Source organism: Sphingomonas nostoxanthinifaciens, from assembly GCF_019930585.1.
In the GTDB taxonomy this organism is placed as follows: domain Bacteria; phylum Pseudomonadota; class Alphaproteobacteria; order Sphingomonadales; family Sphingomonadaceae; genus Sphingomonas_I; species Sphingomonas_I nostoxanthinifaciens.
In genome coordinates this window covers 1495147-1519426 of record NZ_CP082839.1, presented here as the reverse complement: position 1 = coordinate 1519426, position 24280 = coordinate 1495147, and the positions used below count along the sequence as shown (strand labels likewise).

At 64.7% G+C, this 24280-nt stretch carries 30 protein-coding genes; 18 read left to right on the top strand and 12 right to left on the bottom strand.

What is annotated here, in order from left to right; translation table 11 throughout:
- The first annotated feature begins 23 nt into the window (after positions 1–23).
- The 5 genes from K8P63_RS07295 to K8P63_RS07275 all read left to right on the top strand — a co-directional run bounded on the left by K8P63_RS07295 (position 24) and on the right by K8P63_RS07275 (position 6278).
- Positions 24–2252 carry a ThuA domain-containing protein gene (locus tag K8P63_RS07295; RefSeq protein WP_223799155.1) on the top strand — a complete coding sequence of 743 codons (2229 nt, stop codon included), beginning with the start codon at positions 24–26 and terminating at the stop codon, positions 2250–2252.
- Positions 2249–3538: a glycerate kinase type-2 family protein gene (locus K8P63_RS07290; protein ID WP_223799154.1), complete on the top strand. Its 1290-nt coding sequence runs from the start codon at positions 2249–2251 to the stop codon at positions 3536–3538. Before K8P63_RS07295 ends, K8P63_RS07290 begins: the two co-directional genes overlap by 4 nt.
- Entirely contained in the window at positions 3535–4341 is an 807-nt protein-coding gene (otnI, locus tag K8P63_RS07285; protein ID WP_223799153.1) for a 2-oxo-tetronate isomerase, read from the top strand. The genes K8P63_RS07290 and otnI overlap by 4 nt, the downstream gene beginning before the upstream one ends.
- On the top strand, positions 4338–5237 hold the full coding sequence (locus tag K8P63_RS07280; RefSeq protein ID WP_223799152.1) for a 2-hydroxy-3-oxopropionate reductase: 900 nt from the start codon (positions 4338–4340) through the stop codon (positions 5235–5237). The genes otnI and K8P63_RS07280 overlap by 4 nt, the downstream gene beginning before the upstream one ends.
- A 75-nt stretch (positions 5238–5312) precedes the next feature.
- Complete coding sequence (locus tag K8P63_RS07275) at positions 5313–6278, top strand: cupin domain-containing protein (protein WP_223799151.1); 966 nt, start codon at positions 5313–5315, stop codon at positions 6276–6278.
- Between the two features lie 20 nt (positions 6279–6298).
- Here K8P63_RS07275 and K8P63_RS07270 read toward each other — a convergent pair whose 3' ends face one another.
- Together K8P63_RS07270 and K8P63_RS07265 are read right to left on the bottom strand one after the other, a co-directional pair.
- Positions 6299–8446: a malate synthase G gene (locus K8P63_RS07270; RefSeq protein WP_223799150.1), complete on the bottom strand. Its 2148-nt coding sequence runs from the start codon at positions 8444–8446 to the stop codon at positions 6299–6301.
- Between the two features lie 341 nt (positions 8447–8787).
- Positions 8788–8964 (bottom strand): hypothetical protein, encoded by a 177-nt coding sequence (locus K8P63_RS07265; RefSeq protein ID WP_223799149.1) that lies wholly within the window; start codon positions 8962–8964, stop codon positions 8788–8790.
- Between the two features lie 250 nt (positions 8965–9214).
- On the opposite strand from K8P63_RS07265, the gene K8P63_RS07260 reads away from it, so the two are divergent.
- Positions 9215–10537 carry a hypothetical protein gene (locus K8P63_RS07260; protein WP_223799148.1) on the top strand — a complete coding sequence of 441 codons (1323 nt, stop codon included), beginning with the start codon at positions 9215–9217 and terminating at the stop codon, positions 10535–10537.
- 16 nt (positions 10538–10553) lie between these two features.
- Here the strand turns inward: K8P63_RS07260 and K8P63_RS07255 are convergent, their stop codons facing one another.
- From K8P63_RS07255 to K8P63_RS07235, 5 genes are all read right to left on the bottom strand, one after another.
- On the bottom strand, positions 10554–10802 hold the full coding sequence (locus tag K8P63_RS07255; RefSeq protein WP_223799147.1) for a hypothetical protein: 249 nt from the start codon (positions 10800–10802) through the stop codon (positions 10554–10556).
- Positions 10803–10948: 146 nt separating this feature from the next.
- Positions 10949–13261, bottom strand: coding sequence for an FdhF/YdeP family oxidoreductase (locus K8P63_RS07250; protein ID WP_223799146.1), 2313 nt, complete (start codon positions 13259–13261; stop codon positions 10949–10951).
- 102 nt (positions 13262–13363) lie between these two features.
- Positions 13364–14269 carry a LysR family transcriptional regulator gene (locus K8P63_RS07245; protein WP_223799145.1) on the bottom strand — a complete coding sequence of 302 codons (906 nt, stop codon included), beginning with the start codon at positions 14267–14269 and terminating at the stop codon, positions 13364–13366.
- Between the two features lie 57 nt (positions 14270–14326).
- Positions 14327–15121, bottom strand: coding sequence for a formate/nitrite transporter family protein (locus tag K8P63_RS07240; protein WP_223799144.1), 795 nt, complete (start codon positions 15119–15121; stop codon positions 14327–14329).
- Positions 15122–15479: 358 nt separating this feature from the next.
- Positions 15480–16022: a GNAT family N-acetyltransferase gene (locus tag K8P63_RS07235; protein ID WP_223799143.1), complete on the bottom strand. Its 543-nt coding sequence runs from the start codon at positions 16020–16022 to the stop codon at positions 15480–15482.
- 150 nt (positions 16023–16172) lie between these two features.
- Here K8P63_RS07235 and K8P63_RS07230 point away from each other — a divergent pair, with 150 nt between their 5' ends.
- The 12 genes from K8P63_RS07230 (at position 16173) to K8P63_RS07175 (ending at position 21997) form a co-directional block, all read left to right on the top strand.
- Complete coding sequence (locus K8P63_RS07230) at positions 16173–16682, top strand: MucR family transcriptional regulator (RefSeq protein WP_223799142.1); 510 nt, start codon at positions 16173–16175, stop codon at positions 16680–16682.
- A gap of 56 nt (positions 16683–16738) precedes the next feature.
- Entirely contained in the window at positions 16739–16888 is a 150-nt protein-coding gene (locus K8P63_RS07225; protein WP_223799141.1) for a lmo0937 family membrane protein, read from the top strand.
- Between the two features lie 441 nt (positions 16889–17329).
- The gene (locus K8P63_RS07220) at positions 17330–17551 is read left to right on the top strand and encodes a hypothetical protein (RefSeq protein WP_223799140.1); all 222 of its coding nucleotides are present in this window, start codon (positions 17330–17332) and stop codon (positions 17549–17551) included.
- Positions 17548–17817 carry a hypothetical protein gene (locus K8P63_RS07215; RefSeq protein WP_223799139.1) on the top strand — a complete coding sequence of 90 codons (270 nt, stop codon included), beginning with the start codon at positions 17548–17550 and terminating at the stop codon, positions 17815–17817. The genes K8P63_RS07220 and K8P63_RS07215 overlap by 4 nt, the downstream gene beginning before the upstream one ends.
- The gene (locus K8P63_RS07210; RefSeq protein ID WP_223799138.1) at positions 17814–17996 is read left to right on the top strand and encodes a hypothetical protein; all 183 of its coding nucleotides are present in this window, start codon (positions 17814–17816) and stop codon (positions 17994–17996) included. The genes K8P63_RS07215 and K8P63_RS07210 overlap by 4 nt, the downstream gene beginning before the upstream one ends.
- 155 nt (positions 17997–18151) lie before the next feature.
- Positions 18152–18457 carry a hypothetical protein gene (locus K8P63_RS07205; protein ID WP_223799137.1) on the top strand — a complete coding sequence of 102 codons (306 nt, stop codon included), beginning with the start codon at positions 18152–18154 and terminating at the stop codon, positions 18455–18457.
- 48 nt (positions 18458–18505) lie between these two features.
- Positions 18506–19132: a helix-turn-helix domain-containing protein gene (locus K8P63_RS07200; protein ID WP_223799136.1), complete on the top strand. Its 627-nt coding sequence runs from the start codon at positions 18506–18508 to the stop codon at positions 19130–19132.
- A 710-nt stretch (positions 19133–19842) separates the two neighbouring features.
- The gene (locus K8P63_RS07195) at positions 19843–20346 is read left to right on the top strand and encodes a PEPxxWA-CTERM sorting domain-containing protein (RefSeq protein ID WP_223799135.1); all 504 of its coding nucleotides are present in this window, start codon (positions 19843–19845) and stop codon (positions 20344–20346) included.
- Positions 20347–20465: 119 nt separating this feature from the next.
- Complete coding sequence (locus K8P63_RS07190) at positions 20466–20711, top strand: hypothetical protein (RefSeq protein ID WP_223799134.1); 246 nt, start codon at positions 20466–20468, stop codon at positions 20709–20711.
- Positions 20712–20921: 210 nt separating this feature from the next.
- Complete coding sequence (locus K8P63_RS07185) at positions 20922–21107, top strand: type II toxin-antitoxin system HicA family toxin (RefSeq protein WP_223799133.1); 186 nt, start codon at positions 20922–20924, stop codon at positions 21105–21107.
- 63 nt (positions 21108–21170) lie between these two features.
- Positions 21171–21698: a type II toxin-antitoxin system HicB family antitoxin gene (locus K8P63_RS07180; RefSeq protein ID WP_223799132.1), complete on the top strand. Its 528-nt coding sequence runs from the start codon at positions 21171–21173 to the stop codon at positions 21696–21698.
- Positions 21695–21997, top strand: coding sequence for a hypothetical protein (locus K8P63_RS07175; RefSeq protein ID WP_223799131.1), 303 nt, complete (start codon positions 21695–21697; stop codon positions 21995–21997). The genes K8P63_RS07180 and K8P63_RS07175 overlap by 4 nt, the downstream gene beginning before the upstream one ends.
- 18 nt (positions 21998–22015) lie before the next feature.
- Here the strand turns inward: K8P63_RS07175 and K8P63_RS07170 are convergent, their stop codons facing one another.
- The 5 genes from K8P63_RS07170 to K8P63_RS07150 form a co-directional block, all read right to left on the bottom strand.
- Positions 22016–22372 (bottom strand): hypothetical protein, encoded by a 357-nt coding sequence (locus K8P63_RS07170; RefSeq protein ID WP_223799130.1) that lies wholly within the window; start codon positions 22370–22372, stop codon positions 22016–22018.
- A 19-nt stretch (positions 22373–22391) separates the two neighbouring features.
- Entirely contained in the window at positions 22392–22712 is a 321-nt protein-coding gene (locus tag K8P63_RS07165; protein WP_223799129.1) for a Pam3-gp28 family putative phage holin, read from the bottom strand.
- Between the two features lie 11 nt (positions 22713–22723).
- Positions 22724–23236, bottom strand: a complete 513-nt coding sequence (locus tag K8P63_RS07160) for a TIGR02594 family protein (RefSeq protein WP_223799128.1) — start codon at positions 23234–23236, stop codon at positions 22724–22726.
- A gap of 189 nt (positions 23237–23425) precedes the next feature.
- The gene (locus K8P63_RS07155) at positions 23426–23932 is read right to left on the bottom strand and encodes a hypothetical protein (RefSeq protein ID WP_223799127.1); all 507 of its coding nucleotides are present in this window, start codon (positions 23930–23932) and stop codon (positions 23426–23428) included.
- Positions 23922–24182 (bottom strand): hypothetical protein, encoded by a 261-nt coding sequence (locus tag K8P63_RS07150; RefSeq protein WP_223799126.1) that lies wholly within the window; start codon positions 24180–24182, stop codon positions 23922–23924. Before K8P63_RS07150 ends, K8P63_RS07155 begins: the two co-directional genes overlap by 11 nt.
- Positions 24183–24280 lie beyond the last annotated feature (98 nt).

Sequence of the window (24280 nt, the reverse complement as noted above, 5' to 3'; positions counted from 1 at the left end):
ATCTAACGCGAAAGGAGATGAGAATGGCCGAGTTGGAGCTGGATCGCCGGGATATGCTTAAGGGCGTCAGCGTGATCGCCGGATTGGCCGGCGGCGTGCCGTTCACCGGCGCCGCCGCCGCAGCCATGCAAGGTGGCGGCAAAGGATGGGAATGGGAGCCGATGCGCTGGGTGCAGATTTGCGCCACCGACGACGATCCCGGCCGCTACGACAAGCAATTCTGGCTGGATTTCCTTCGCCGCACCAAGACGCAGGGGGTCTGCCTCAGCGCCGGCGGCGTCACCGCTTTCTACCCGACCAAGGTGCCGTTTCATCAGCGCAGCCCCTATCTGGGCAATACCGATATGTTCGGCGACCTCACCCATGCCTGCAAGGCGATGGGGATCCGCGTGTTGGGCCGAGTCGACCCCCATGCCGGCCATGCCGACATGCTCGCCGCGCATCCGGACTGGATCGCGCACAATGCAGACGGCACGCCCAAGCGCCACCCGACCGACCCCGAACTCTACCTCACCTGCCCGAATGGCCCGGTGACGTTCGAGTGGATGCCGCAGATCCTGACGGAGATCGTCAGCACCTATCCGGTCGATGCGATCTTCGGCAATCGCTGGGCGGGCAGCGCCGGCATCTGCTACTGCCCGGTCTGCACGCGTGAATTCAAGGCGGCGAGCGGCTTCGCGATTCCAACCGCTCTCGGCAACCCACGCGACCCGCAGGTGCGCGCCTACATGCTGTGGGATGATGAGAAGCGTTATGCCCAGCTGAAGCTGTGGGGCGACACCGTCACCCGCATCCGTCCGCAAGCATTCTTCACGCCGGGCACGTGGGGCAGGCTCGATCCCAAGCGGCTCCGCCAGACGATCCGGTCGATCTATGCCGACCGGCAGGGGCGGAGCGGGCAGAATGCGGCATGGCTCAACGGGCGCAGCGCCAAGGAAGCCTATTGCCTGATGCAGGATCGGCCGGTCAGCGGCATCTTCGCCGTCGGCGAGACCTCGACGCCCTATCGGCTGATGGATTCGACCCAGTCGAGCGCCGAGATCACCGCCTATCTCCACGACGGGCTCGCCCACGGCTTCCGTCCATGGATGACCAAGTTCAAGGCCGAGGTGTTCGACAAACGCTGGGTGCCTGCGGTCGAAAAGGCCTATGTCTGGCACGCGGCCAACGAGGCCTATTTCCGCAGCACCGCCAGCCTGGCGCGGGTGGCGCTGCTCCAATCCGCGCAGACCCAGACCTATTATGCGCCCAACGTGCCGCGCGACACCGGAGCGGCCGGCCCGATGGATCTGTCGAGCCTCCATGCCGGATCGGAGGATGCGTCGAACGGCTTCTACCAGGCGATGGTCGAATCGCGCATTCCGTTCGGGATCGTCGACGAGCGTCAGCTCGATCCGGAGTTCACCGGCCCCTACAAGGTGATCGCGCTCACCAACGCCGCGGCCCTCTCGGATGCGCAATGCCGGCAGTTGCGCGCGTTCGTCATGAATGGCGGCGGTCTCGTCGCCACGCATGAAAGCTCGCTCTACGACGAGTGGGGCACGCAGCGGAGCAATTTCGCGCTGGCCGATCTGTTCGGCTGCGACTTTGCCGGCAAGGTCGATCAGCGCGTCCAGAACAGCTATCTGACCGTCCATGGGCCCGATCCGTTGACCGTCGGCCTCGACGACACACCGCGGATCATCGCGGGCACCAAACTGGTCCACGTCACCCCGCGTCCGGGGATGGGCAAGGCGGCGCTGACCTCGGTTCCGAGCTATCCGGATCTGCCAATGGAACGCGTTTTCCCGAAGACGCGGACGACCGACGTGCCGATGGTTTATGCGCGGCAGGTCGGCAAGGGACGGGTCGTCTACTTTCCCTTCGATCTCGATCGCACCTTCTGGGAAGTGGCGAGCGTCGATCATCTCGCCTTGCTCCGCAACGCCGTGCTGTGGGCGGCGAACGAGCCGCAACCGATGGCGGTGTCGGGCGCTGGGCTGGTCGACGTCAGCTATTGGCGACAGGAGCGGTCGGTGGCGGCGCACATCGTCAATCTCAACAATCCCATGGCGATGAAGGGCTTCATGCACGAGATACTGCCTGCCGGGCCCTATGAAGTGACGTTACGCCTGCCGCAGGGCACCCGCCCCGGACGTGTCCGCTTGCTCGAAGCGGCAACCGACGCGCAATTCCGGACCGAGGGCGATGCGATCGTCGTGCAGGTGCCGCGTATCGCGATCCATGAGGTCGTCGCGGTGGACTTCGCGTGAGCGAGGTCGATGTCACCGCGTGGGACGACGCCCGCGCCCGGTCGTTCCTTCGCGAACTGTTCGATGTCGCGGTGGGCGCGGCCGACCCGGCCGGCGTGCTGGCGCCGCACCTTCCATCGTCGCCCGCCGGCCGATGCGTGGTCGTGGGCGCGGGCAAGGCCGCGGCGTCGATGGCGGCGGCGGTCGAAGCGGCATGGCCCGACGTGCCCCTCTCGGGCACGGTCGTGACTCCCTATGGCTACGGCATGGCGACACGGCGGATTGCCGTGCGCGAGGCGGCGCATCCCATTCCCGACGAGAACAGTCAGGCGGCGGCGCGCGAGATATTGGCGGCCGTGACCGGCCTGACGCCCGACGATCTCGTATTGGTCCTTATCTCCGGCGGCGGATCCTCGGTCATGGCGTTGCCGGTCGAGGGGGTGACGCTGGCGGACAAACAGCTCGTCAACCGCCGCCTGCTCGCCTCGGGCCTCGACATACGGACGATGAATGCGGTTCGTCGGCGGCTTTCGGCGATCAAGGGCGGCAAGCTCGCTTTGGCCGCCGCGCCAGCGCGGGTGGTCACGCTGGCGGTGAGCGACATTCCCGGCGACGATGTCTCGTCGATCGCCTCCGGCCCCTCAATTACGGATCGCGCGGCGGACATCGACCTCGCCGCCGTGATCGAGAAGCTCGGGCCCGGCCTGCCGGACAATGTCGTCGCGCGGCTGCTCCAGCGCGGATTGGCCGCCACGGCCGACACGATCGTGCCCGACGTGCGCCTCATCAGCACGCCGTACCGGTCGCTGGAGGATGCGGCCGATGCGGCGCGCGCGCAGGGCGTGGTGCCGGTCATCCTCGGTGACGATATCGAAGGCGAGTCCGCCGACGTCGCCGCCGAAATGGCGCGGATGGCGTTGCAGCCGGTGGATCGCCCGACCGTCTACATTTCCGGCGGCGAGACCACGGTGACGCTCGCCGGCGGCCCGGCCGGACGGGGCGGACGCAACACCGAATTCGCGCTGGCGGCGATCAATGCCGGCCGCGGCGATCCGCGCTTGTGGGTGCTGGCGGGGGACACCGATGGCGAAGACGGGTCGAGCGGGGGCGCCGCTGGCGCGATCGCCACGCCCGACACGATCGCGCGCGCTGCCGCCGAGGGGCTCGATGCCGGCGCCGCCCAGCGCGGGCACGACAGCGCGACCTTCTTCGCGGCGATCGGCGACCTGATCGTCACCGGGCCGACCCGGACCAACGTCAACGATTTCCGGGCGATCCTCGTCGTCCCCGAAGGATGCGCGCAATGACCCGACTGGCTGCCAACCTGACCATGATGTTCCAGGAATTGCCCTTCCTCGAGCGGATCGACGCCGCCGCAGCCGCCGGCTTCGCCGCCGTCGAATGCGTGATGCCCTATGTCGCGCCCGCGCAGTCGATCGCCGATCGGCTGGAAGCGAACGGCGTCGCGATGGCGTTGTTCAACATGCCGCCGGGCGACTGGGCGGCCGGCGACCGCGGCTATGCCGCCAACCCGGCACGGGTCGACGAGTTCGCAGTGAGCATCGACACGACGATCGACTATGCGGCGGCGACCGGATGCCGCACCGTCCACCTTATGGCCGGCAAGATCCCCGTCGATGCCGATCGCGCGCAATGGACCGCGACCCTGGTCGCCAACGTCCGCCGCGCCGCCGATACGCTCGAACCGCACGGCATCTCGATCGTGCTGGAGCCGATCAACACCCGCGTCGATATCCCCGGCTATTTCTACGACACCACTGCGGCGGCGCTGGCGGTGATCGACGAGGTCGGCCGGGATAGCGTGAAACTGCTCTACGACATCTATCACATGCAGATCATGGAGGGCGATCTCGCCCGCACGATCGAGCGGTTGCTGCCGCAGATCGGGCATGTCCAGCTCGCCGACAATCCCGGCCGCAACGAGCCGGGCTCGGGTGAGATCAACTACCCTTGGCTGCTCGCGCGGCTCGACGCGCTCGGTTACGACGGCTGGGTCGGGTGCGAATATAAACCGGCGGGCGACACCGTCGCCGGTCTCGGCTGGGCCACCCCCTATCTCCACCCCATCCGTGACGGAGCGACGGCATGAAGATCGGTTTCATCGGCGTAGGCATCATGGGGCGGCCGATGGCGGGCCACCTGCAGGCGGCGGGTCACGAGCTGCTTCTGGTGCAACACCGCTCGGCCCTGCCCGAGGAATTGATCGCCGGCGGCGCGATCACGTGCGCGTCCGCGCGCGAGGTCGCGGCGCAGGCGGAGATCGTGATCCTGATGCTGCCCGACACGCCCGACGTCGAGCGGGCGCTGTTCGGCGAAGACGGCGTCGCCGACGGGCTGCAACCCGGATCGACCGTGATCGACATGAGCTCGATCGATCCGATCGCGACCCGAGGATTTGCCGAACGGATCGCGGCCAAGGGCTGCGCCTATGTCGACGCCCCCGTCTCGGGCGGCGAGGTCGGCGCGCGCAACGCGGCCCTGACGATCATGTGCGGTGGCGACGACCAGGATTTCGAGCGCGTCAAGCCGCTGTTCGAGCTGATGGGCAAGAACATCACGCTGATCGGCGGCGTCGGCAGCGGCCAGGTCGCCAAGGTCGCCAACCAGATCATCGTCGCGCTCAACATCGAGGCCGTGGCGGAGGCTCTGGTCTTCGCCGCCAAGGCCGGGGCCGATCCCGCAAAGGTGCGGCAGGCGCTCATGGGCGGCTTCGCGGCGTCGCGCATCCTCGAAGTGCATGGCGAGCGCATGATCAAGCGCACGTTCGATCCCGGCTTCCGCATCGCCCTCCACCAGAAGGATCTGGCCCTGGCGCTGGGCAGCGCGAAGGCCTTGGGCATGGCGCTGCCGAACACGGCATCGACCCAGCAGATCTTCAGCACCTGCGTCGCGCAAGGCGGCGGCGGCTGGGATCATTCCGCGATGGTGCGCGCGATTGAGCTGACGGCCGGCCACAGCCTAGATCAGGCGCGCGCGGACGCCTGACGCGCACCGATTGGGCTCCTTCCCGGCCGCGAATGGTTTAAGCTTTGTCCGAACAGCGCATGCAGGAGAGCGACGATGGAGGTTCTGAACCACGCGGAGGCCGATCATTCCATGGTCAACACCGGGGACGCACCGGCAACCGGCCCCACCGATCGCGCCCAGTTCTTCGAATATAGCCAGGCCGCCGACCCGATCCGGCCGAGCCTGACGCCGCGCATTCCCTATCATGTGTTTTCGCCGTCGCTTTATGCCGACGGGCCGTCGCGCGTCGTCCCGCTCGATCTCAGCGCGGCGCTGAAGACCGAAGGGCCTGCGACCGGGCCGGGGCTGTGCGCGAACTTCATCAGGATCGGCGCAGGGGATCGCATCGATCTCGATCCGATCGCCACCTCGATGATCTTCTACGTGATCCGCGGGTCGGGCACGATGCGCCAAGTCGGCACGACGCTCGACTGGTCCGAGGGCGACTTCTTCAGCGCGCCAGCGCTGGACGCGCTGGACCTCGTCGTATCGGCGGATGCCGCTCTATATTATGTCAACGACGCGCCGCTGCTGCGCTATCTCGGCGTGCGCCCCGATCGTGCGCGCTTCGAGCCGACGATCTACAAGGCCGCACGCGCCAATGCCGAGCTCGCCAGGGTCGCGAACGAGCCGGGCGCCGCGCATCGCAGCCGCATCAGCGTCCTCCTCGCCAACGAGAATTTTCCGCAGACCCGCACGGTGACGCACACATTGTGGGCGATGTATGGCATGATCGGCGCGGGCACCGCGCAGAAGCCGCACCGCCACCAATCGATCGCGCTCGATTACATCGTCGATTGCGATCCGGGCGCCTACAGCCTCGTCGGTCGTGAACTGGATGCGGACGGCAACATCAAGGATCCGGAGCGGGTCGACTGGCAATCGGGCTGCGCCTTCGTGACGCCCCCCGGCTATTGGCATGCCCATTTCAACAGCTCGGGCCGCGACGCGCGGCTGATTCCGATCCAGGACGCGGGCCTGCAGACCTATCTGCGCGCGCTGGATATCCGGTTTACCTGACGGGCCGGCCCCGCGGGCCGCTACGCTGCCGAGGCGGCCGTGCGCGCCTTGGCCGCCGCGCGGTAGCGGTGCAGCAACGGCTCGGTATAGCCATTGGGCTGTGCCTCGCCCATGAACACCAAGGCGTGCGCCGCCTGATAGGCGAGGCTGTCCGCCTCGTGCCCGGTCATCGGTTGATAGGCGGGATCGCCCGCATTCTGCGCATCGACCTTGGCCGCCATCCGGCGCAGCGCCGTCTCGACCTCGTCGCGCGTGGCGACGCCGTGCCGCAGCCAGTTCGCCAGCAGCTGCGACGAAATCCGCAGGGTCGCGCGATCCTCCATCAGGCCGATGTCGTGGATGTCGGGCACCTTCGAGCACCCTACGCCCTGATCGATCCATCGCACGACGTAGCCGAGGATACCCTGCGCGTCATTTTCGAGTTCCTCGCGTATCTCGTCCGGCGCCCAATTGTGCCCCTGCGCGATCGGAACGGTCAGCAGTGCGTCCAGCGGCGCGACCGGTTCCGACCGGCGCTCCTCCTGACGCGCCGCCACGTCGACGAGGTGATAGTGGGTCGCGTGGAGCGTCGCCGCAGTCGGGCTCGGCACCCATGCGGTGCTCGCCCCGCTCAGCGGATGGGCGATCTTCTCGCGCAGCATGTCCGCCATGCGATCGGGCGCCGCCCACATGCCCTTGCCGATCTGCGCGCGCCCGGCCAGCCCGCAGGCAAGCCCGATCTGTACGTTGCGATCCTCGTAGGCCTTGATCCACGGGGCACCCTTCATCTCGCCCTTGCGGATCATCGGCCCTGCGGCCATCGACGTGTGGATCTCGTCGCCGGTGCGATCGAGGAAGCCGGTGTTGATGAAGACGAGGCGATCCTTCACCGCCGCGATGCACGCGGCGAGGTTGGCGCTGGTGCGCCGCTCCTCGTCCATCACGCCCACCTTGATCGTGTGCCGTTCCAGCCCGATCAGATCCTCGATCGCATCGAACAGGCGGTTGGTGAATGCGACCTCGTCGGGGCCGTGCATCTTCGGTTTGACGATGTAGATCGATCCGGCACGACTGTTCGCGCGCGCGCCGTTGACGTCGCGGCTGGCGATGAGCGCCGTGACGATACCGTCGAGAATGCCTTCGGGCGCCTCCGATCCGTCGGGCAGCAGCACCGCGGGGGTCGTCATGAGATGGCCGACATTGCGCACGAACATCAAACTGCGCCCCGGAAGCGTAAAGGCCGAGCCATCCGGCGCGACATATTGCCGATCCTGCGCGAGCCGGCGCGTCTCCACCCGCCCGTTCTTCTCGAAGCGCGCTTCGAGCGTACCGTCGATCAGGCCGAGCCAATTGTCATAAACCGCGACCTTGTCCGCGGCGTCCACCGCGGCAATCGAATCCTCCAGATCGGCAATCGTCGTCAGGGCCGCCTCGAGCTCCACGTCGGCCAAGCCGGCAGGGTCGTCACGGCCAATCGGATGATCGCGATCGATGACGAGTTGGATGTGAAGCCCGTTGTGACGCAGCAGCAGCTGCTCTCCGGCCATGCCGACGAACTGGCCCGGATCGGCCAACGCAGGGACGCCGCCCGTCCAATCGGACCATGTGCCGGTCGCCAGCGGAACCACGCGATCGAGGAACGCTTTCGCCCATGCGATGACCTCGGCGCCCCGTGCAGGATCATAACCATGGCCGGCAGGCGCGTCCGATAAAGCGTTGGTTCCATAGAGGGCGTCATACAGGCTTCCCCAGCGCGCATTCGCCGCGTTCAGCAGGAAGCGCGCATTGAGGATCGGCACCACGAGCTGCGGCCCGGACAGGCTGGCGACCTCCGGATCGACGTTGCGCGGCGAGATCGCGAACGGCGCGGGTTCGTCGACGAGATAGCCGATCTCGCGCAGGAACGCCTGATAGTCGGCCTGATCGATCGGCTGGCCCGCGCGCTGTTCGAGCCACGTGTCGATCCTCGCCTGCAGCTCGTCACGAACGGCGAGCAGTCGCGCATTCTCTGGCGCCAGACGGTCGTAGATATCGGCGACGCCGTGCCAGAAATGATCCGAATCGATATCCGTGCCGGGCAGCGCCCGCTGTTCGATGAACGAAGCGAGGCAGGTCGCTACGTTCAGCCCCGCGCGATATTGATAATGACCGGCAGTCTGATCGACACTCGCGTGGTTGCCTTCAGCCATGATGACAGTTCCTTCGGTATCATTTGCGCTCGTCGTCATCGCACCGGCGGCCCAGGGCGATCCTCCCGACGCGCGAATAAGCCCTCGTTGCCCGTTGCACTAGCCGATCGCGGGGGTGCTTTTCCGCCAGGAGAAAAGACGATCTCGATTGTCGCGTCTTCACGCGCGCATGCCATGCTCGCCCGCGGCTCATAGCGGCCTGGGACGCGGATTTGCCCGCAAACCCTCTTGAAACGGGTTGGCGATCCGCAAGATCGCTCACACCAATATATTGACAATCACCAACCTATATTGGCATTATGTATAGTACATTCGATCATTCCGCGATTGAATAGGGCAATTCATGATTTGGATTGGATGATCTGCCCGCGAGAGAGCATTCGCCTTTCTCTCTCGACAGGATGAATCATTTTGATCCGACGTTTGTTTTCGGCAGGATTTAACGCCGAGGCTCGCCCTTTCACTCGCTGTCGAACTGCGCCGTTCGGCATCATGGCGATTGCCGCGGTCTCGGTCATGGCTCCTGAGCCGATCTCGGCCGCAGACCGCCATCATGTGCAGGAAAGCGGCCAAGATGCGGCCGCGGCGATCCGTGCGCTGATGGAGAGGGTCGACGGGCTCGAGGCGGAGCTAAGCGCCCTACGGTCGCAGATGGCGAAGCGCGACGGGCTGCAGCCCGTCGCCGCACAAACAGCCGCCCGATCGACCTCTGAGGCTCAGGCGACCCATGCCCCGATGGCAGACGCACCTTCGGTAACGCCCGCGCAAATGGACGCGAAGATCGCCTCGGCACTCGCCAAGGAGCATCATAGCGACAAATTCTATTACAAGGGAATCACGCTGACTCCGGGCGGATTCCTCGAACTTGCGGGGGTCTACCGCCAGCATTTCGAGGGGACCGACGTCGGTTCGAACCTGCTGATACCCTTCCCCAACGTGCGTCAAAGCCACGTTTCCGAAGGCCGGTTTTCGGCACGCCAGAGCCGGATATCTTTGCTCGCCGAGGGATCGGTCAACGCGAACACCAGGCTCAGCGCCTATGGCGAGATCGATTTCCTGGGGGCTGCCCAGACGGCAAACTCGGTCGAGAGCAACAGCTACAATCCGCGCGTCCGCAACCTCTACGTCACGATCGACTGGGATCGCGGCGACCATGGCTGGCACTTTCTCGCCGGCCAGAGCTGGTCGCTGGCAACGATGAACGCGAAGGGCATCACGCCGCGCAACGAGTCCCTCCCCCCGCAGATCGACGCGCAATTCATTCCCGGGTTCGTATGGACGCGCCAGCCGGGCGTGCGTCTCGCCGCCGATTTCCTCGATCACACATTGTGGGCGGCGATTTCGGTCGAAAACCCCCAGACATCGTTTGGCCGGAAGACACCGCCCACCGTCGTGGCGACGGCAAGCGGCGGGGCGTGGTTCAACGCCGCAAACAGATTGTCGCTGAACCACGTGCCGGATGTCATCGGCAAATTGGCCTATGAAGCCGATCTGGCCGGCCACGGCGTGCATGTCGAGACGTTCGGGATGATGCGCAGTTTCGATGCTCACCTACTCACCGGAAGCAATGCAAGCGCGCATGGCTATGGCATTGGCGGGGGCGTCGAGGCGCAACTGCTGCCCGGCCTGCTCGATGCGCGTCTGACCGGGCTGCATGGCACGGGTGTCGGCCGCTACGGCACCTCCGGCCTTCCCGATGTGACATTCTCGCCGGACGGGAAGATCCACCCAATCACCGAAACCGCGGTGCTGGCGGGGCTGACCCTGCACGCGACCAAAGGCCTTGATCTGTACGGTTTTGCCGGCGAGGAACGGCAGGATCGTCAGCCGTACGAACAGATCGGTCTGGGCAATATCGGTGCGGACAATAATGGCTGCTTCACGGCGGGCGGCATCTGCGCCGGCGACACGCATCAGGTGCGGCAGATCACCGGCGGCTTCTGGGACAAGATCTATCAGGGTTCGTTCGGCCAGGCAGAAGTGGGGATGCAATACAGCTATACGCAGCGCCAGCTTTTCGCAGGCGCGGGCGGCGCGCCGTGGGCCAGTCAGAATATGGGCTTCGTCAGCTTCCGCTATTATCCGTTCTGACGTCGCACTTTCGCGATCAGGATCGTGGATCGCGATCCTGATCAACCGAGGCGGCCGGCAGATGCTCGACCAGAATGGCGATTCCTTCACCGGCGAACGATTGCGTCACTGCGCCGTCTATCTGCACCGGATGCTCCACGGTCAGTATCGCCGCCGCGCGATGATCGGGGTCCAGCTTGGCCCACGCTCGGACGGCACCTTCGAGGCTGGTCACCTCGGCCACGTCGACATCGCCGCGCGGCACATTCTCGAGCGCGGCGCTCATGCGCCAGTCGATCGGCGGCGTCTTCGCGTCGTCGCCCCATGTCGCCTCTGTCATCGTCGCCGATCCTCCGCTGGGTCAAAGCCCCGGAGATCAAGCGACGGCCCCGCCGCCGGGTTCCATCGGCGGGATCGGGTCGTCCGCGCTCCTCAGGCCGCTACGGCGTGCGGAGTTGCGGCGGCGCGCATCGTCACCCGCACCGATTTGTACGACGGCGTGCCGCTCAGCGGATCATGATCCTCGAGCGGCACCAGACAATTTGCCTCGGGATAATAAGCGGCGAGCGACCCGCGCGAGATCGCGTGCGCCACGACGGTATAGCCGTCGAGCGTCCGCCCCGGCCCGGCATCGATGTCGACGCGATCGCCATGCGATAGGCCCAGTTCGGCGAGATCATCGGCATTGGCGAAGATCACGTCGCGGCGGCCGGTGACGCCGCGATAGCGATCGTTGAGGCCGTAGATGGTGGTGTTGTACTGGTCGTGGCTCCGCACGGTGGTGAGCAGCAGCGCCCCCTCCGCTCCCGACGCGCCGGCCAGCGGATGGACGATGAAATGCGCCTTCTTGTCGGGCGTGTTCCACACCCGCTCCGACGCGCCGACGGTCAGGCGGAAGCCACCCTTCTGGCGCACCCGGACGTTGAAATCGTAGAAATCGGGATAGACCGCCTCGATCCCGTCGCGGATCAGGTCGTAATCGGCGATCATCGCGTCCCACGCGATCGGCACATGCGGCAAGGTCGCCTTGGCGATGCCGGCGACGATCGCGGGTTCGGAATGGAGATCGGGCGACGCCGGCTTGAGCCTGCCACGCGAGGCATGGACCATCGACATCGAATCCTCGACCGTCACATATTGCGAGCCCCCCGCCTGGACGTCGAGTTCCGTCCGGCCGAGGCAGGGCAGCACGATCGTCTCGCGCGCCAGCAGCAGGCAGGTGCGGTTGAACTTGGTGATGATGCTGACCGACAGATCGAGCTTGCGGAACGCCGCAAAGCTCGCCTCGGGATCGGGCATCGCCACCGCGAGATTGCCGCCGAGCGAGATCAGCGCCTTGGCGTGGCCGTCGCGCATCGCCGCGAGCGCCTCGACCGCATTGTGGCCGTGCGCGCGCGGGCTCTTGATGCCGAAGCGCGCGTCGAGGCGCTGAAGCATCGCTTCGGTCGGAATCTCGGTGATGCCGACGGTGCGGTCGCCCTGGACGTTGCTATGGCCGCGCAAGGGGCAGATGCCCGCGCCCGGCTTGCCCATATTGCCGCGCAGCAGCAGCAGGTTGGCGAGCTGCTGGACGTTCGACGTGCCGTAGGAATGCTGGGTGATGCCCATACCGTAGCAGAGGATCACGCGCTCGGCCTGCCAATAGGTCCGCGCCATGCTCTCGATCGCGTCGCGGGTCAGCCCGGAGCGCGTGACGATCTCGTCCCACGCGACCGCCTCGACATCGGCGCGGAGTTCGTCGACGCCAACCGTGTGCTCGGCGATGAACGGGCGGTCGAGCAGCCCCTGCCCGCCGGCATCGAGATCCGCGGCATCCGCCTCGAACAGCGCCTTCATCATGCCCTTCAGCATCGCGCTGTCACCGCCGACACGGACCTGGTGATAAGCCGAGGCCAGTTCGGTCGAATGCGTCGTCAGCATCTCGGACGGATGCTGCGGCGACTTGAAGCGCTCGAGCCCGCGCTCGCGCATCGGGTTGGCGACGACGATCGGCACGCCGCGTTTGGCCGCGTCGCTCAGCGTCGAGAGCATGCGCGGATGGTTGGTGCCCGGATTGTGGCCGATGCAGAAGATCGCATCGGCCAGCTCGAAATCGTCGAGCGTGACGGTGCCCTTGCCGATGCCGATCGACTTCGGCAGCCCGACGCTCGTCGCCTCGTGGCACATGTTCGAACAATCGGGGAAATTGTTGGTCCCGAACGCGCGCGCGAACAGCTGGTAGAGAAAGGCGGCTTCGTTGGACGCGCGGCCCGAGCAGTAGAATTCGGCCTGATTAGGATCCGCCAGCGCGTTGAGGCCGGCGCCGATCCGCGCATAGGCCTCGTCATAGGTGATCGGCACGAAATGGTCGCTCGCCGCATCGTAGCGTAGCGGATGCGTCAGGCGCCCGGCATTTTCGAGATCATAGTCCGACCAGCCATACAATTCGGTCGCGCTGTGGCGCTTGAAGAAAGCGAGATCGACGCGCTTGGCGGTCGCCTCCCAGGTTACCGCCTTGGCGCCATTCTCGCAGAATTCGAAGGACGAGGTCTTTTTGGGATCGGGCCATGCGCAGCCGGGGCAGTCGAACCCGTCGGGCTGGTTCATCTGTAGCAGCGCGCGCGTGTCGGTCGAGGCGCCCATTTGCTCGCGCACCGCCAGCGCGACGGCTTTCAACGCGCCCCACCCGCCTGCCGGCCCGTCATAGGGCTCGACACCCGGAACGGTGCGATCGGTGTCGTCGGTCGATGGGGTGAGATCGGACATGGCAGCTTCCTGTGGTCTGCAGCATTGCTTCGCGAGCGTTCCAGCCTGCGCCCTCGCCGAGCGCCGATCAAATCGACTTCGCTAATCTATGATAGACGTCGGCTATAAATCGGCACTGTCGAACGGTGCGGGCAGCGACATTGCGCGCGCCGCCTTGAGCGCGGCCTCAGCGATCGGCGAAAGCGGCTGACGATCCGAGACGACGAGCCCGACGCGGGTCGGCGCCAGCGCCGGCATGATCGGCAATGCGCGGGCCCATGGCGGGACGAGCAGACCGTAGCTGTCGGGGATCAGGCTGTTGAACCCGCCGGATCCGACCATGGCGATCAACGCCTCGTAAGTGTCGGCCGTCGCCAGCGGCGCCGCGGTCAGGCCGTGTCGGGCGAAATGCTCGTCGAGGATGCGGCGGTTCTGCATGTCCTGATGGAGCAGGCACAAAGGCTGCGCGAGCGCTTCGGCCAATGTCACCGCATCGCCGAAGTCGCCCGCCCGATCGGCGGCGATCAGAAAGATCGGCCGCTCGCGATAGAGCGGGACGGCGATCACCCCGGTCGGCGCCTCATGATCGACATAAGTGAGACCGGCATCCAGCTCATGGGCTGCCAGCCCCCGCACGATATCGCGCGAACTCTGCGATCGAACGCTGACCTCCAGTCCGGGGTTGGCGGTGGTGATCGCGCTGGCAAGCAAACCGACGGCGGGCATCGCCGCGGGGATGGCCCCCAGCCGCAACATGCCCGCCAGCTGTCCCTGCGTCGCAGAAATGGCCGCCGACAGGCCGTCATGCGCGGCGACGATCTGCTGCGCCCAGGGCAGGATCGCCAACCCTTCGGGGGTCAGCCCCTGAAAGCGCCGATCGCGCTCGACCAGCCTTTTCCCGACCTGCTGCTCGAGCGCGGCGAGCCCCGAGGACAAGGTCGGCTGCGAGACGTTGCAGCGGCGAGCCGCGCGCGCGAAATGCCGCTCCTGCGCAAGCGCGAGCAGATATTCAAGAAACCGGATCTGCATCGCTGCCCCCGTCGGCGATGCGCGAGCGCGGTCGCGATCGGGGGCGCCATGCCATCGTCACGACCGGGCAGCGTCGCCTGCTGCCGGAGCATCGCCGCGGGCCATCAGCATATATGCCCCGCCGACGAACAGGCCGCCGCCGATGATGTTGCCGATCGTCACCCACAGCAGATTATAGCCGGCCGAGGCGAAGTCGACGAGCGGGGTCGGATCGAGCAGCGCCAGGGTGAACAGCGTCATGTTCGCCACCGAATGCTCGAAGCCGCAGGCGACGAATGCGAGCAGGCACCACGCCATCGCGAAGATCTTGGCGGTATCGTCCTTCAGCCGCGCCGGTGCCCAAATGGCGAGGCAGACGAGCCAATTGCAGAGGCTCGCCCGGGCGACGAGCGCAAACGGCGTGGGGCTGATCTTGTGGGCAACGTAATCGTGCAGGAACGGCGCCGGTGCGCCGAACACGGCACCGCCGCCCCCGGCCGCGAAGATCCAGCCGAGCAATGCGGCCCCCACCAGATTGCCAACCCGGACGACCACGGTCAGCACGATCGCACGGCCCAGGGAAAGTCGCCCCTTCCCCACGCCCAGTACAGCGTACATCACCGTCCCGGTGAACAGTTCGGCACCGGCAAACAGGACAAGCAGCAGTCCAAGCCCGAAGACCGCACCCGCGGCGAGCGGCCGGACGCCAGCGGGCAGCCCCGAGCTCACCGTCAACGCCAAAATGAGGGCGATCCCGATATAGGCGCCGCCGAGGAGCGCCCCGACCATGAACGCACCGGGCGCGCGCGCGAGCGCCTCGGCTTTGGTCTCTCCGAGCTTTGCGAAATGAAGGACGTTTTCGGTATAGGTCAAGGCTACTCTCTCTCGTTTACACGGGCAGCGACGCCCCGCCGCGGACCGTTAAAAAGGTCAGCACTATGGACGTTTCCGCCGGATCACGTCAAACCGACCAGGCCGGCGTGCCAAGCGAAGATCGCGCGGTCCGACTTTTCCGATCACTGGAGAGCGGCTAGCAAAACGCGGCCGGGCCGCCAATCCACGGGCCATGCTAATCGTGCATGGGGGCATGCGCGCTTCAGATGCTCCGAACCTGCAGGCGCGGCTCTTGCGGATCGGCACGCTCGCGCTGCGCGCGGCGCGTCGGTTCATCGCACCTCGCCGGTGTCCAAACGCCCGCCATCCGCCTTCGCGATACCCGGCGAGCAAGCCGCTAGACGGAGGCGCGGTCTGACGTGAGGTCTTTCTCCAGAACGACAAACGCCAGGTCGTCCCGCAGCGGCGTGCCGAAACGATCGTCATCATAAGGGAATGGCTCGGTCTCGCCGGTGAGCCGATAGCCGCGACGCAGATACCACGCGATCAAAGTGCTTCTGACGTTGACGACCGTCATGCGGATGCGTTTGCCCCCCTGCGCGCGAACAAGGGCTTCGGCGGCAGCCAGCAACGTGCGGCCAAGCCCTTCATTCTGCCGGCTCGGCTCGGCGGCAAGCGAGCCAAGATACCAGCTATCATGATCGAGCGACTGCAACCAAACGCAGCCAAGTACCGTCTCGTTCGGATGCTCGACCCATTTCAGGAACAACGCTTCCGGGTTTGCGAGGATGGCGGCGCGCAGGAGTGTCTCGTTGGTTCGATCGCCCGCAATATATGCCGCTTCCGAGTTCCAGCCTGCTTGTGCCGCAGAGCCACGATAGGCCCGATTCATGAGCGCCGCGACTGTAGCGATATCATCGTCTGTGATCGGCTCGAACATGTCGGCATCTACGAGGCCGGACGCGGAGGTGTAAAGGAACGGCGCCCGACGATCGCGATGACAAGCAAGTCATGCGCAAAATCGCTTGTTTTCTTGATTATTAATTCACGCTCTTTATGCCGTCGCCACCCCTCCGATAAGGTGACGAACATGGCAGAAGCAGACCCCATCAATTTGAAAGATCTGACTGCAGATATCGCCGTGGCGTTCGTCGCGAACAACAGCGTCCACACCAAGGATTTGCCCGCGCTCATCCATAGCGTTCATGCCGCGCTCGCCAGCCTTGGCGAAGCGGCATCGACCGTCGAAACGACGGACACGGTCAGGCCTGCGGTATCCGTCCGCGCATCGGTCAGGCCCGACTACATCGTCTGCCTCGAATGCGCTCAAAAGCAGACCATGCTGAAGCGTCACCTTAAAACCGCGCATGGCGAGACGCCGCAGGAATATCGCCTGAAATTCAAGCTTCCGGCCGACTATCCGATGGTGAGCGGAAACTATTCGGAGAAGCGCCGAAACCTCGCCCTCACCAGCGGCCTGGGCCGCAAGGTCGCCCCGAAGCCCGTCGAGACGGTCACCGCGCCAAAGCCCCGTCGCGGCCGCAAGCCCAAGACACTCGGCGATGCGCTTGCGTCGGCGAAAGCGCATTTGCTGGGCTGAGGGAACTGCGCAGGGGCGAGGCGGTTGATCGGCAGTTCCAACAGGGAGGAACTGCAATGCTCTACACCATCGTCGTGATCCTGCTCATATTGTGGCTGCTCGGGGCATTTGTCGTGCCTGTGGGCGGTGGGCTGATCCACCTGCTCCTGGTGCTCGCGCTCGTCGTGCTGGTCTACCAGCTCATCACCGGTCGCCGCGTCGTATAACACCATCGAGGGGTGGCCCCGGCCGCCCCTCTTTTCGCCTCCCGGTTTTCGCAATTCGGGTTGCCAGGTCACCGCAGTAGAAGGCGGGACACCATCCGTGCACGCGATCTTGCAGGCAGCCGCAGATCGCCCCCGCCTCGCTCCGCGAGCCAGGCGCCCGAAGGCAAAAGCACTCGATAAATCGCAAATCCGTGGCGGAGCGGGAGGCCATTGAATAATCCGCCTTCTGCCGTTGTAAAACAACGACTTTTCGTCGCTACGGTCGCATTATACCATGGAACGTACCATGGATTAGAAATCCGCCTTGTTCGATTTCCACCGCCTCCGTCGAACGGCGCGTCGCCGGCGGATAGCTCATCCGGAAACGCTCTTGCTCCTCTCTAGAACAAAAACGGAACAACGTGTAAAGGAGATCGGCAATGAGTCGCAAGGATGCTGGCTATGGCCACCGTTGAAGATCGCGAGCCGTTCGGGCGCTGGCTGCTGGCCCAGCAGGATCGCGGAGACTGGATCGATGAGCTGGCCAGGGCCGCGCGCGGCGACCGCGGCTTCCCGCGCAACGCCACCGTCGCCGATGCGCACGCTCGGCTGGTGCTGCTCGGCGCGGATCCAGATATGTTCGAGCAGCTCGAGGATGCCGAGCGCGCGTGGCTGGCGCTATGAACGCGCCGACCCGCCCTGCCCTATGGCGCCGCGTTGTCGTGCAGGCGACGCCCGAGCAAGCGCGTGGGCGCCTGCGCGATCTGATCGAGCAGCACGACGACGGCGACTATGCCGGCCTGAAGCAGCTGATGGGGCGCAGCGCGGGCTATCTGCGGCGCTATGTGCGCCAAGGCAGCCCAACACTGCTCGGCGGCCACGATCGTCGGATGCTGGCGAGCTATTTCCGGATCGATGAGCGCGAGCTTGGCGGCCCTGATCCGGAATGACCGACCACCGCTGCCGCCTGTGCACGGCCAACGACCGCGAGGCCGTGATCGAGAAGCTGGCGGCCGACATGTGGTGCAGCCGGATCGACATCCCTTGGGATGAAGCCGGGATCATGTGGCAGAAGGCGTTTCGCCAGATGGCCGAGGCCGCGGTGCGGTCGCTGCAGCAGATCGGCTGAGAGGTCCCGATCGCACCCGATCTGGACTATCGTTGCCGGCGGAGACGCCCGGACTGTCGAAGCTACAAGCGTTAACACTCGACCATCAATGGAGACTTGGCAAATTGCTGGGTTCCCTGTATGACGCGCTTCGTGAGCCAGTCAGGGAGCTAATCATGGCAGCAGACGAGCCTGCGATGGAGTTAGAGTTTCAGTTCGAAACCAGTTGCGTCAACCACATCGCTGAATGCCGCTATCGCCTGACCGTTCCGGTAACGGTCTCACGCAAATTGCAAAAATTGGAGGCTGATCTCACGGACGTCTATAATGTCATGATGAACGGACGCGTAATTTATAGCGGGATGCGCGACCGTGAGGGCCTCTGGATTGTTCGGGGCAATCTCGTTGATGGTGGACAGCTCGATGTTACGATGACCTTCAGGTTTAGCGATCTCCATGTTGAGTTGATCGATGTAGCCTGATTGGGCCCGACGCTCACTTCATTTAACTTCCACGAGGGATCAATAGCTATGGCGAACAAGCTGCACGAGGGAGGCGAGACCAGGATTGTGGACGCTTTTCACGCAGTCGACCTGGGCGCTCCATTCAAAGTTGTTTTGACGGATTGCGTGACTGCGCAGTTCGATCGAAACGGAGAGATGGTGAACTACACCATTCCGGATTTCGAGGGTCTAGTACGCTCGGTCGTTATGGCGCGTCTCGCACACGACCGGAAGCTGAATGGCGCGGAATTGAAGTTTTTGCGAAAGGCAGTTGGTGTCTCGCAAGCCGATCTTGCGCGCATTCTCGACTTCAAAACCGAGCACCTGTCGAAGGTTGAAAATGGGCACGTTCCCCTGACCACAATGGCAGAGCGCTGGGCGCGGGTTTTCCTGTTTGAAGAGGCTGCGAAGCTTCACAAGATGGAAGAAGGTGAACTCAAGTCCAAACTGCATGATCTGCTGAGGAAGATGTTTGACGGCATGAAGCCGGTCGCAGCTTTCTCGCCAGAGGAATTGGAGTTTATATTCCATCGCGAGTCCGCCGCGCTTGATGAGGCTGCTGCTGCAAACGACGATTGGCAAGAGGCTGGGAGTGGGATCTCGGGGCTCGGCAAATGGTCAGCGGTAGATGAACTGGAGGCGGCCTGCGGCTAAAACCAAAAAAGGCCCCGAGCGCAAACTCGGGGCCTTTCCAGATTTCTTGCCATGAGCACGACCAAAACTGGCAGGTGCGACGGCGCAGACCTCTGCTGTGAGAAGCCGTGCTTTAGCACGTTGAGTTTGCGTCGCCAAGATCATCCGGTCGCATCGTTGGAGGTGCAGCGTGTACCCTCCCGTTCCCAAAGGGAAACGGTTGGTGTTCCGCCCGTACATCACGGTGAAGGGCGTGCGCGTCTATGCCAAGCAGTATGGCAAGCGCGTGTTCCCCATCCTGGTGGACGCGTAACATTGATCAGCCGGCCGCAGCGACCCTGTGGCCGGCACCCGACAGGACCGGCAGATGCGCTGACCTCATCACCAAGTGATGGAGATGAGAATGAAGATTGGACGCAACGCGAGCACCGGGCGCTTTATTCCGGTGAAGCAGGCCCAGGCTAATAAAAAGGGCGCGGTGGTCGAAACGATCAAACGCCCGAAATAATAGACGAGGGCGCCCGGCAAGCCGGGCGCCCTTTCTTTATGTTACCAATAGCGCCGCGTGATGCAAAGCCTCACCCCCGCGCATACGGGTGCAGGGCGCGGAGGGGAGCGGTATTAACCATCTTTGCGGTTCTTACCCCGCCGGCCTTATTTACCGTTCGTTTACCGCCTGTTAGGCGCTGCGCGCTCGCGCGGTCCTCGCCCGAGTCGGGGTAGGGGGTAACATGAAGAAGATTTTGGCTGCGGCTGCGCTTGTGAGCGCATTTGCGATTGGCTCTGCGGCATCCGCCGCCACGCTGCTGGTGAGCGTTGTAGGACCTGACGCTGGCACCTTCGAGATCGACAGTAATCCAACACCGTATGGTGTGTATGTCGACCCCTATTATCATCAGGATCATTTCTTCGTCCACGTCTCAAACCAGACCGGTTTCTTCGACGAGATATTGGGAGTCTCTTTTTTTAGCTCCGGTGGAGCTATTATTCAATATTCCAATGCCGACTATACGCCGCTCACCGGAGCTAAATTGTTCACTGGCAGTGTAAACAATCCTTTCATAACCATCGGCTCGTTCATGGCGGAAGACGCCGACGGGTTTAAGTATTCGATTACTATCTCGAACGCCCCAGCTGTTCCAGAGCCAGCCTCTTGGGCGATGATGGTCGGTGGTTTCGGGGTCGTCGGCGGTGCAATGCGCCGTCGCCAGCGGGTGAGTGTCAGCTTCGGCTGATCACCACACCGTCCGAGAATACGAGGACGCTCCCGGTAACGGCGAGCGCCCTTTCTTTATGCGTTGATGATCAGCTCGCCCGTCCGCTGGGCGCGGCCGTTCGCCGACCGATCGTATAGGTGACCGGCACCTCCTCGATCTGGAAGCGACCAAAAAACCGCGCGCGCAGGCGATTAAGACTGATTGGCTATTTCGGCAGCACACCAGTCCTCGTGCAAGTCACAGGATTGGCGACGTTTTGGGCCGAGCACATCGCCACCTCGTTCGTGTTAGATGAGAAAAAGTACGCCGCGTTGTTAGACGATCCGGCGGGTATCCAGTTTCGTGTCTGCCCCGCCGGCTGCGCTCTCGTCTCCGCAGCATAAGTCAGCGTGCCAAGTATAACAGCAGCGCAAATTGCAAAACCCATCTTCCGCATGGCCATTCCCCCGTGCGGCCGAGTCGGCCGACGAGGAATTAGGCCGCACACCGACAGCAAGCGCAAGAATGAGGAAATATATACGCGATATATCATTTGCTCTTGCATCCGTCCGCTCGAATGCATATACGGCGTATATCGGAAGGGACGAGCGATGTTGAGCAGCCGGGAAATCATGAAGACGCTGAAGGCCAACGGTTGGGAGCATGTCGCGACGCGCGGCGATCACTGGCAGTTCAAGAAGGGCGGCGTGAAGATCACGCTTCAGCACCCGGTCAAAGACCTGTCCCTCCGCAACATCATCTCGATCGAGAAGGCGACAGGGTTGAGACTGCGGCCCTGACAAGGCCCAATCTTCCTATGCGCCTTCTGATCTGATATACTGCGTATCTCACGGAGAAAACCTATGCCCGCCACCTATTACCCTGCCATCATCGACCGCAGCGCGAGCGGGCTCGGCGTTACCTTCCCCGACTTTCCCGGCTGCGTAGCAAACGGTGCGACCGTCAACGAGGCGGCGCTGAACGCCGAGGGCGCGCTTGCGCTGCACGTCGCCGCCATGGTGAAGGACAAGGACAATCTGCCTGCGCCGTCTGCATTGGACGATATCGAGGCGGTCGACGGCGCCGACGACGTCGCTTACCTCCTAATCCGCGTGGATGCGCCATTGAAGGTAGAGCGCGTACTGGTCTCCCTTGACGGCAACCTGCTTCGCGCCATTGACGCCGTCGCCCCGAACCGCTCGGCGTGGATCGCCGACGCTGCTCGCGCGGCGCTGGCACGGCAGGGCTATGGCACGTTTCTCGGGCCGTCCGAGAAAGGAGCGTTTGGAGGCCATCCCATGGCGCAGGCGCTGGAGGAAGTGGAGCGCGGCATCGCCGAAGTGGTCGCTCTTGCGATGGGCAATAAGCAACAGAAAGACATCATCGCATGACCGAAACGACCATGATCGAGCGGGTGGCTCGATCCCTGTGCGGGCTGGCGAGCAATCCTCCGGGAGGGCATGACGCGTCGCCATCCATGCGAGTGCCTGAAGGAGACGTCGACTGGCGATCTTTCATCACGCCAGCCCGTGCCGTTATTGCCGCCATGCGCGAGCCGGAGGACAGCATCCTCCGCAGCACGGCGGCAGACGAAGTGATGAATGCCAAAGCAAACGTTGACCCTTGGATCGTCTTCTACGCTGATCTCTGGCGGCACATGATCGACGCCGCGCTGGCGGAGGAGCGCTAAGCCCCTCCGCCGCTCGGATCAGGCGGCAGCGGACGGCTTCAGCGCCGACGCGACGTCATTGTAGAGCGACTGCACCAGCTCGCGCGCGACGTCAGCCGCGTCCGATGCCAGCGAGGCGAGGCCGCCGCCGGTGACATAGGACAGGACGAGCGGTGCGGTGTTCGTCACCACCTGCTCGAACTTCTCGGCGCCGGTCAGCGTCGAGTCCTTCAGCGCCTTGATATCGGCAGTGACGGTGGCGCCGATCGAGGTCGTCTTGAGGGTGGCGACGACCTTCTGCGTCTCGGACAGGGCGAACTGCTCGACCGCATGGCCGGCGGCGTGGAGCGCGGTCAGCTGCGCGGAGCTGAGGAAGCCGACGAAAAGCTTGGACATGGTGTTCTCCGATTGAAGGTCAGGCGACTGGACCAGCGCTGCCGGCCTGACCGGCGGCAGCGACGGGAAGAGATGTGGGCTCGGCGTTGAGCGCCGCCCATGCGGCCGCCCAGCGGGTATGGGAGAGGAAGGCGCGCGCCTGCGCCCAGCCGGTGGCGCCGGCGACCATGAGCGTGCCGACGATCGTCTCGACCATGGTGGCGACGAAGCCGTCGACCGCGCCCTGGTCGACGATCCCGCGCGTCACCAGCGCGGAGCCGGCGGCGACGAGGGCGTGACGGACGAACGATGCGAGCAGGGCATGTACGGCCGTGGCGGCCGGCGCGGGAAGGTCGGACATGTGTGGTCCTTTCAGGCTTCGTTGGTCGAGGCGGGCACGCCGGCGGCCGTCATCAGGATCGGATGGCCGAGCAGCGGCTGATCGGACGGCCAGCGGGCGGCGATGCAGCGCGCTTTCTCGATCCGGACGATCGACACGCGGTCGCCCTGATTGCCGCCCAGCACGTGGAAGGCCGTCAGATCCTCGCCGACGTAGAAGCCGACGTGGCCACCGCCGGGGCGCTGGAACACTAGCACCGCGCCGGGCGCGAGCATGTCGCGCGCGACAGGCTTGCCCCACGTCGCCCAGCTCGTCGCACGCACGCCGATCTTCATGCTCGACAGGTCGACGCCCGCCTCGCGGAAGCTTTCGGCGACGAACACGCCGCACCACGGCACGCTGTCGGCATTGTAGAGGACGCCCAGCACCTTGATCGTGAGCGCGCGCGCCCAGCCGATGATGGTCGGATTGTTGGCGACGCCGGGCGCTTCACGCGTGCCGACGAGCGCCCGCGCGCGGACGAGCCACGCGGGATCGATGCTCATGGTTAACCAGCCTTTAGGAGGCCCGCCGCTACAAACGAGCGCACAGGCAGGGGGATGACGATGTCCAAATATCTGTTCGCGAGCGCGCTTCTCGCCGGGGTCACCGGCATCCTATCGGCGGCGCCTCTGGCGGCGTACGTGATCGGGATCGCTTAGCAGCGGAAAGGCACACGGGCCGGCTGGGCGAGATCAGACTGCGCCGGTGACAGCCGTCGCCGCCGCCATCTTGGCGCCGGTCATCGCGCCCTTCTCCAGGGCCTGCGCGGTGCGCTGCCGGTCGCGCATCTCCTTGATCGAGATAACCGCGCGCTTGACCTTGTCGGGCACGTCGTCGGCATTCTCGAGGACGAGGATCAGCGCATCGATGCACTGGTCGGAATTATTGGCACGATGGCGCAGCAGGGAAGCCTCGGCCTCATGCCGCTGACGCTCCGCGTCGAGCTTCTGGTCGAATGCCTGCCGGTCGGCGTCCATGCGCTTTTCCAGCGTCTCGACGCGCGCGCTCAGGGTCTCGATCAGCTTGGCGTCGGCGCTCTGATCCAGCTCGCGCATCTTCGGCCGCAGCTTGATCCACGCGACGAGCGCGCTGCCGACGAGCAGGTTGAGGATCGTCAGCAGGGTTGCCGACCATGAGAAGCCGGTGACCGCGACGTGCTGCACCGCCTGCTTGGCGTTCTCGACGTGGTCAGGCGTCATGACGCTGATACCAGGTCGAGAGATAGGCCATCGTCAGGGCGAGGACGATGGCGGTCGCCAGCGATGCCTCGGCCGAGATGTGGGTCAGGAAGGCGAGCCGGTTGACCGCCAATAGGAACACGGTGCCCCACAGGCCGTCGAGATAGCGGCCGCGGAAGCGCACGAGGCGAAGCACCGCCGGCAAAAGGCAGGCGATGCAGATGATCCACGCGGCGACGCTCCCGCCGCGCAGCAGGTGTTCAATCGACATGGAAGGATCTCCAGCCGGCTAAAGGCGCGGCGAGCGAGGTCGTTAAAGGGATGCCGGCACCCGTTCGCTGGCAATAAAGAGCGGGGTGGAGCGCGCCG

What these genes read in the sequence shown, in the direction of transcription:
- K8P63_RS07220 (WP_223799140.1), top strand. Translation starts at nt 17,330, where the DNA reads ATGGCCACCGTTGAAGATCGCGAGCCGTTCGGGCGCTGGCTGCTGGCC.
- K8P63_RS07295 (WP_223799155.1), top strand. Translation starts at nt 24, where the DNA reads ATGGCCGAGTTGGAGCTGGATCGCCGGGATATGCTTAAGGGCGTCAGC.
- K8P63_RS07280 (WP_223799152.1), top strand. Translation starts at nt 4,338, where the DNA reads ATGAAGATCGGTTTCATCGGCGTAGGCATCATGGGGCGGCCGATGGCG.
- K8P63_RS07205 (WP_223799137.1), top strand. Translation starts at nt 18,152, where the DNA reads ATGGCAGCAGACGAGCCTGCGATGGAGTTAGAGTTTCAGTTCGAAACC.
- K8P63_RS07255 (WP_223799147.1), bottom strand. Translation starts at nt 10,802, where the DNA reads ATGAGCGCCGCGCTCGAGAATGTGCCGCGCGGCGATGTCGACGTGGCC.
- K8P63_RS07155 (WP_223799127.1), bottom strand. Translation starts at nt 23,932, where the DNA reads ATGACGCCTGACCACGTCGAGAACGCCAAGCAGGCGGTGCAGCACGTC.
- K8P63_RS07200 (WP_223799136.1), top strand. Translation starts at nt 18,506, where the DNA reads ATGGCGAACAAGCTGCACGAGGGAGGCGAGACCAGGATTGTGGACGCT.
- K8P63_RS07270 (WP_223799150.1), bottom strand. Translation starts at nt 8,446, where the DNA reads ATGGCTGAAGGCAACCACGCGAGTGTCGATCAGACTGCCGGTCATTAT.
- K8P63_RS07175 (WP_223799131.1), top strand. Translation starts at nt 21,695, where the DNA reads ATGACCGAAACGACCATGATCGAGCGGGTGGCTCGATCCCTGTGCGGG.
- K8P63_RS07275 (WP_223799151.1), top strand. Translation starts at nt 5,313, where the DNA reads ATGGAGGTTCTGAACCACGCGGAGGCCGATCATTCCATGGTCAACACC.
- K8P63_RS07180 (WP_223799132.1), top strand. Translation starts at nt 21,171, where the DNA reads ATGCCCGCCACCTATTACCCTGCCATCATCGACCGCAGCGCGAGCGGG.
- K8P63_RS07245 (WP_223799145.1), bottom strand. Translation starts at nt 14,269, where the DNA reads ATGCAGATCCGGTTTCTTGAATATCTGCTCGCGCTTGCGCAGGAGCGG.
- K8P63_RS07225 (WP_223799141.1), top strand. Translation starts at nt 16,739, where the DNA reads ATGCTCTACACCATCGTCGTGATCCTGCTCATATTGTGGCTGCTCGGG.
- K8P63_RS07230 (WP_223799142.1), top strand. Translation starts at nt 16,173, where the DNA reads ATGGCAGAAGCAGACCCCATCAATTTGAAAGATCTGACTGCAGATATC.
- K8P63_RS07235 (WP_223799143.1), bottom strand. Translation starts at nt 16,022, where the DNA reads ATGTTCGAGCCGATCACAGACGATGATATCGCTACAGTCGCGGCGCTC.
- K8P63_RS07170 (WP_223799130.1), bottom strand. Translation starts at nt 22,372, where the DNA reads ATGTCCAAGCTTTTCGTCGGCTTCCTCAGCTCCGCGCAGCTGACCGCG.
- K8P63_RS07165 (WP_223799129.1), bottom strand. Translation starts at nt 22,712, where the DNA reads ATGTCCGACCTTCCCGCGCCGGCCGCCACGGCCGTACATGCCCTGCTC.
- K8P63_RS07210 (WP_223799138.1), top strand. Translation starts at nt 17,814, where the DNA reads ATGACCGACCACCGCTGCCGCCTGTGCACGGCCAACGACCGCGAGGCC.
- K8P63_RS07250 (WP_223799146.1), bottom strand. Translation starts at nt 13,261, where the DNA reads ATGTCCGATCTCACCCCATCGACCGACGACACCGATCGCACCGTTCCG.
- otnI (WP_223799153.1), top strand. Translation starts at nt 3,535, where the DNA reads ATGACCCGACTGGCTGCCAACCTGACCATGATGTTCCAGGAATTGCCC.
- K8P63_RS07265 (WP_223799149.1), bottom strand. Translation starts at nt 8,964, where the DNA reads ATGACCGAGACCGCGGCAATCGCCATGATGCCGAACGGCGCAGTTCGA.
- K8P63_RS07195 (WP_223799135.1), top strand. Translation starts at nt 19,843, where the DNA reads ATGAAGAAGATTTTGGCTGCGGCTGCGCTTGTGAGCGCATTTGCGATT.
- K8P63_RS07260 (WP_223799148.1), top strand. Translation starts at nt 9,215, where the DNA reads ATGGACGCGAAGATCGCCTCGGCACTCGCCAAGGAGCATCATAGCGAC.
- K8P63_RS07150 (WP_223799126.1), bottom strand. Translation starts at nt 24,182, where the DNA reads ATGTCGATTGAACACCTGCTGCGCGGCGGGAGCGTCGCCGCGTGGATC.
- K8P63_RS07160 (WP_223799128.1), bottom strand. Translation starts at nt 23,236, where the DNA reads ATGAGCATCGATCCCGCGTGGCTCGTCCGCGCGCGGGCGCTCGTCGGC.
- K8P63_RS07215 (WP_223799139.1), top strand. Translation starts at nt 17,548, where the DNA reads ATGAACGCGCCGACCCGCCCTGCCCTATGGCGCCGCGTTGTCGTGCAG.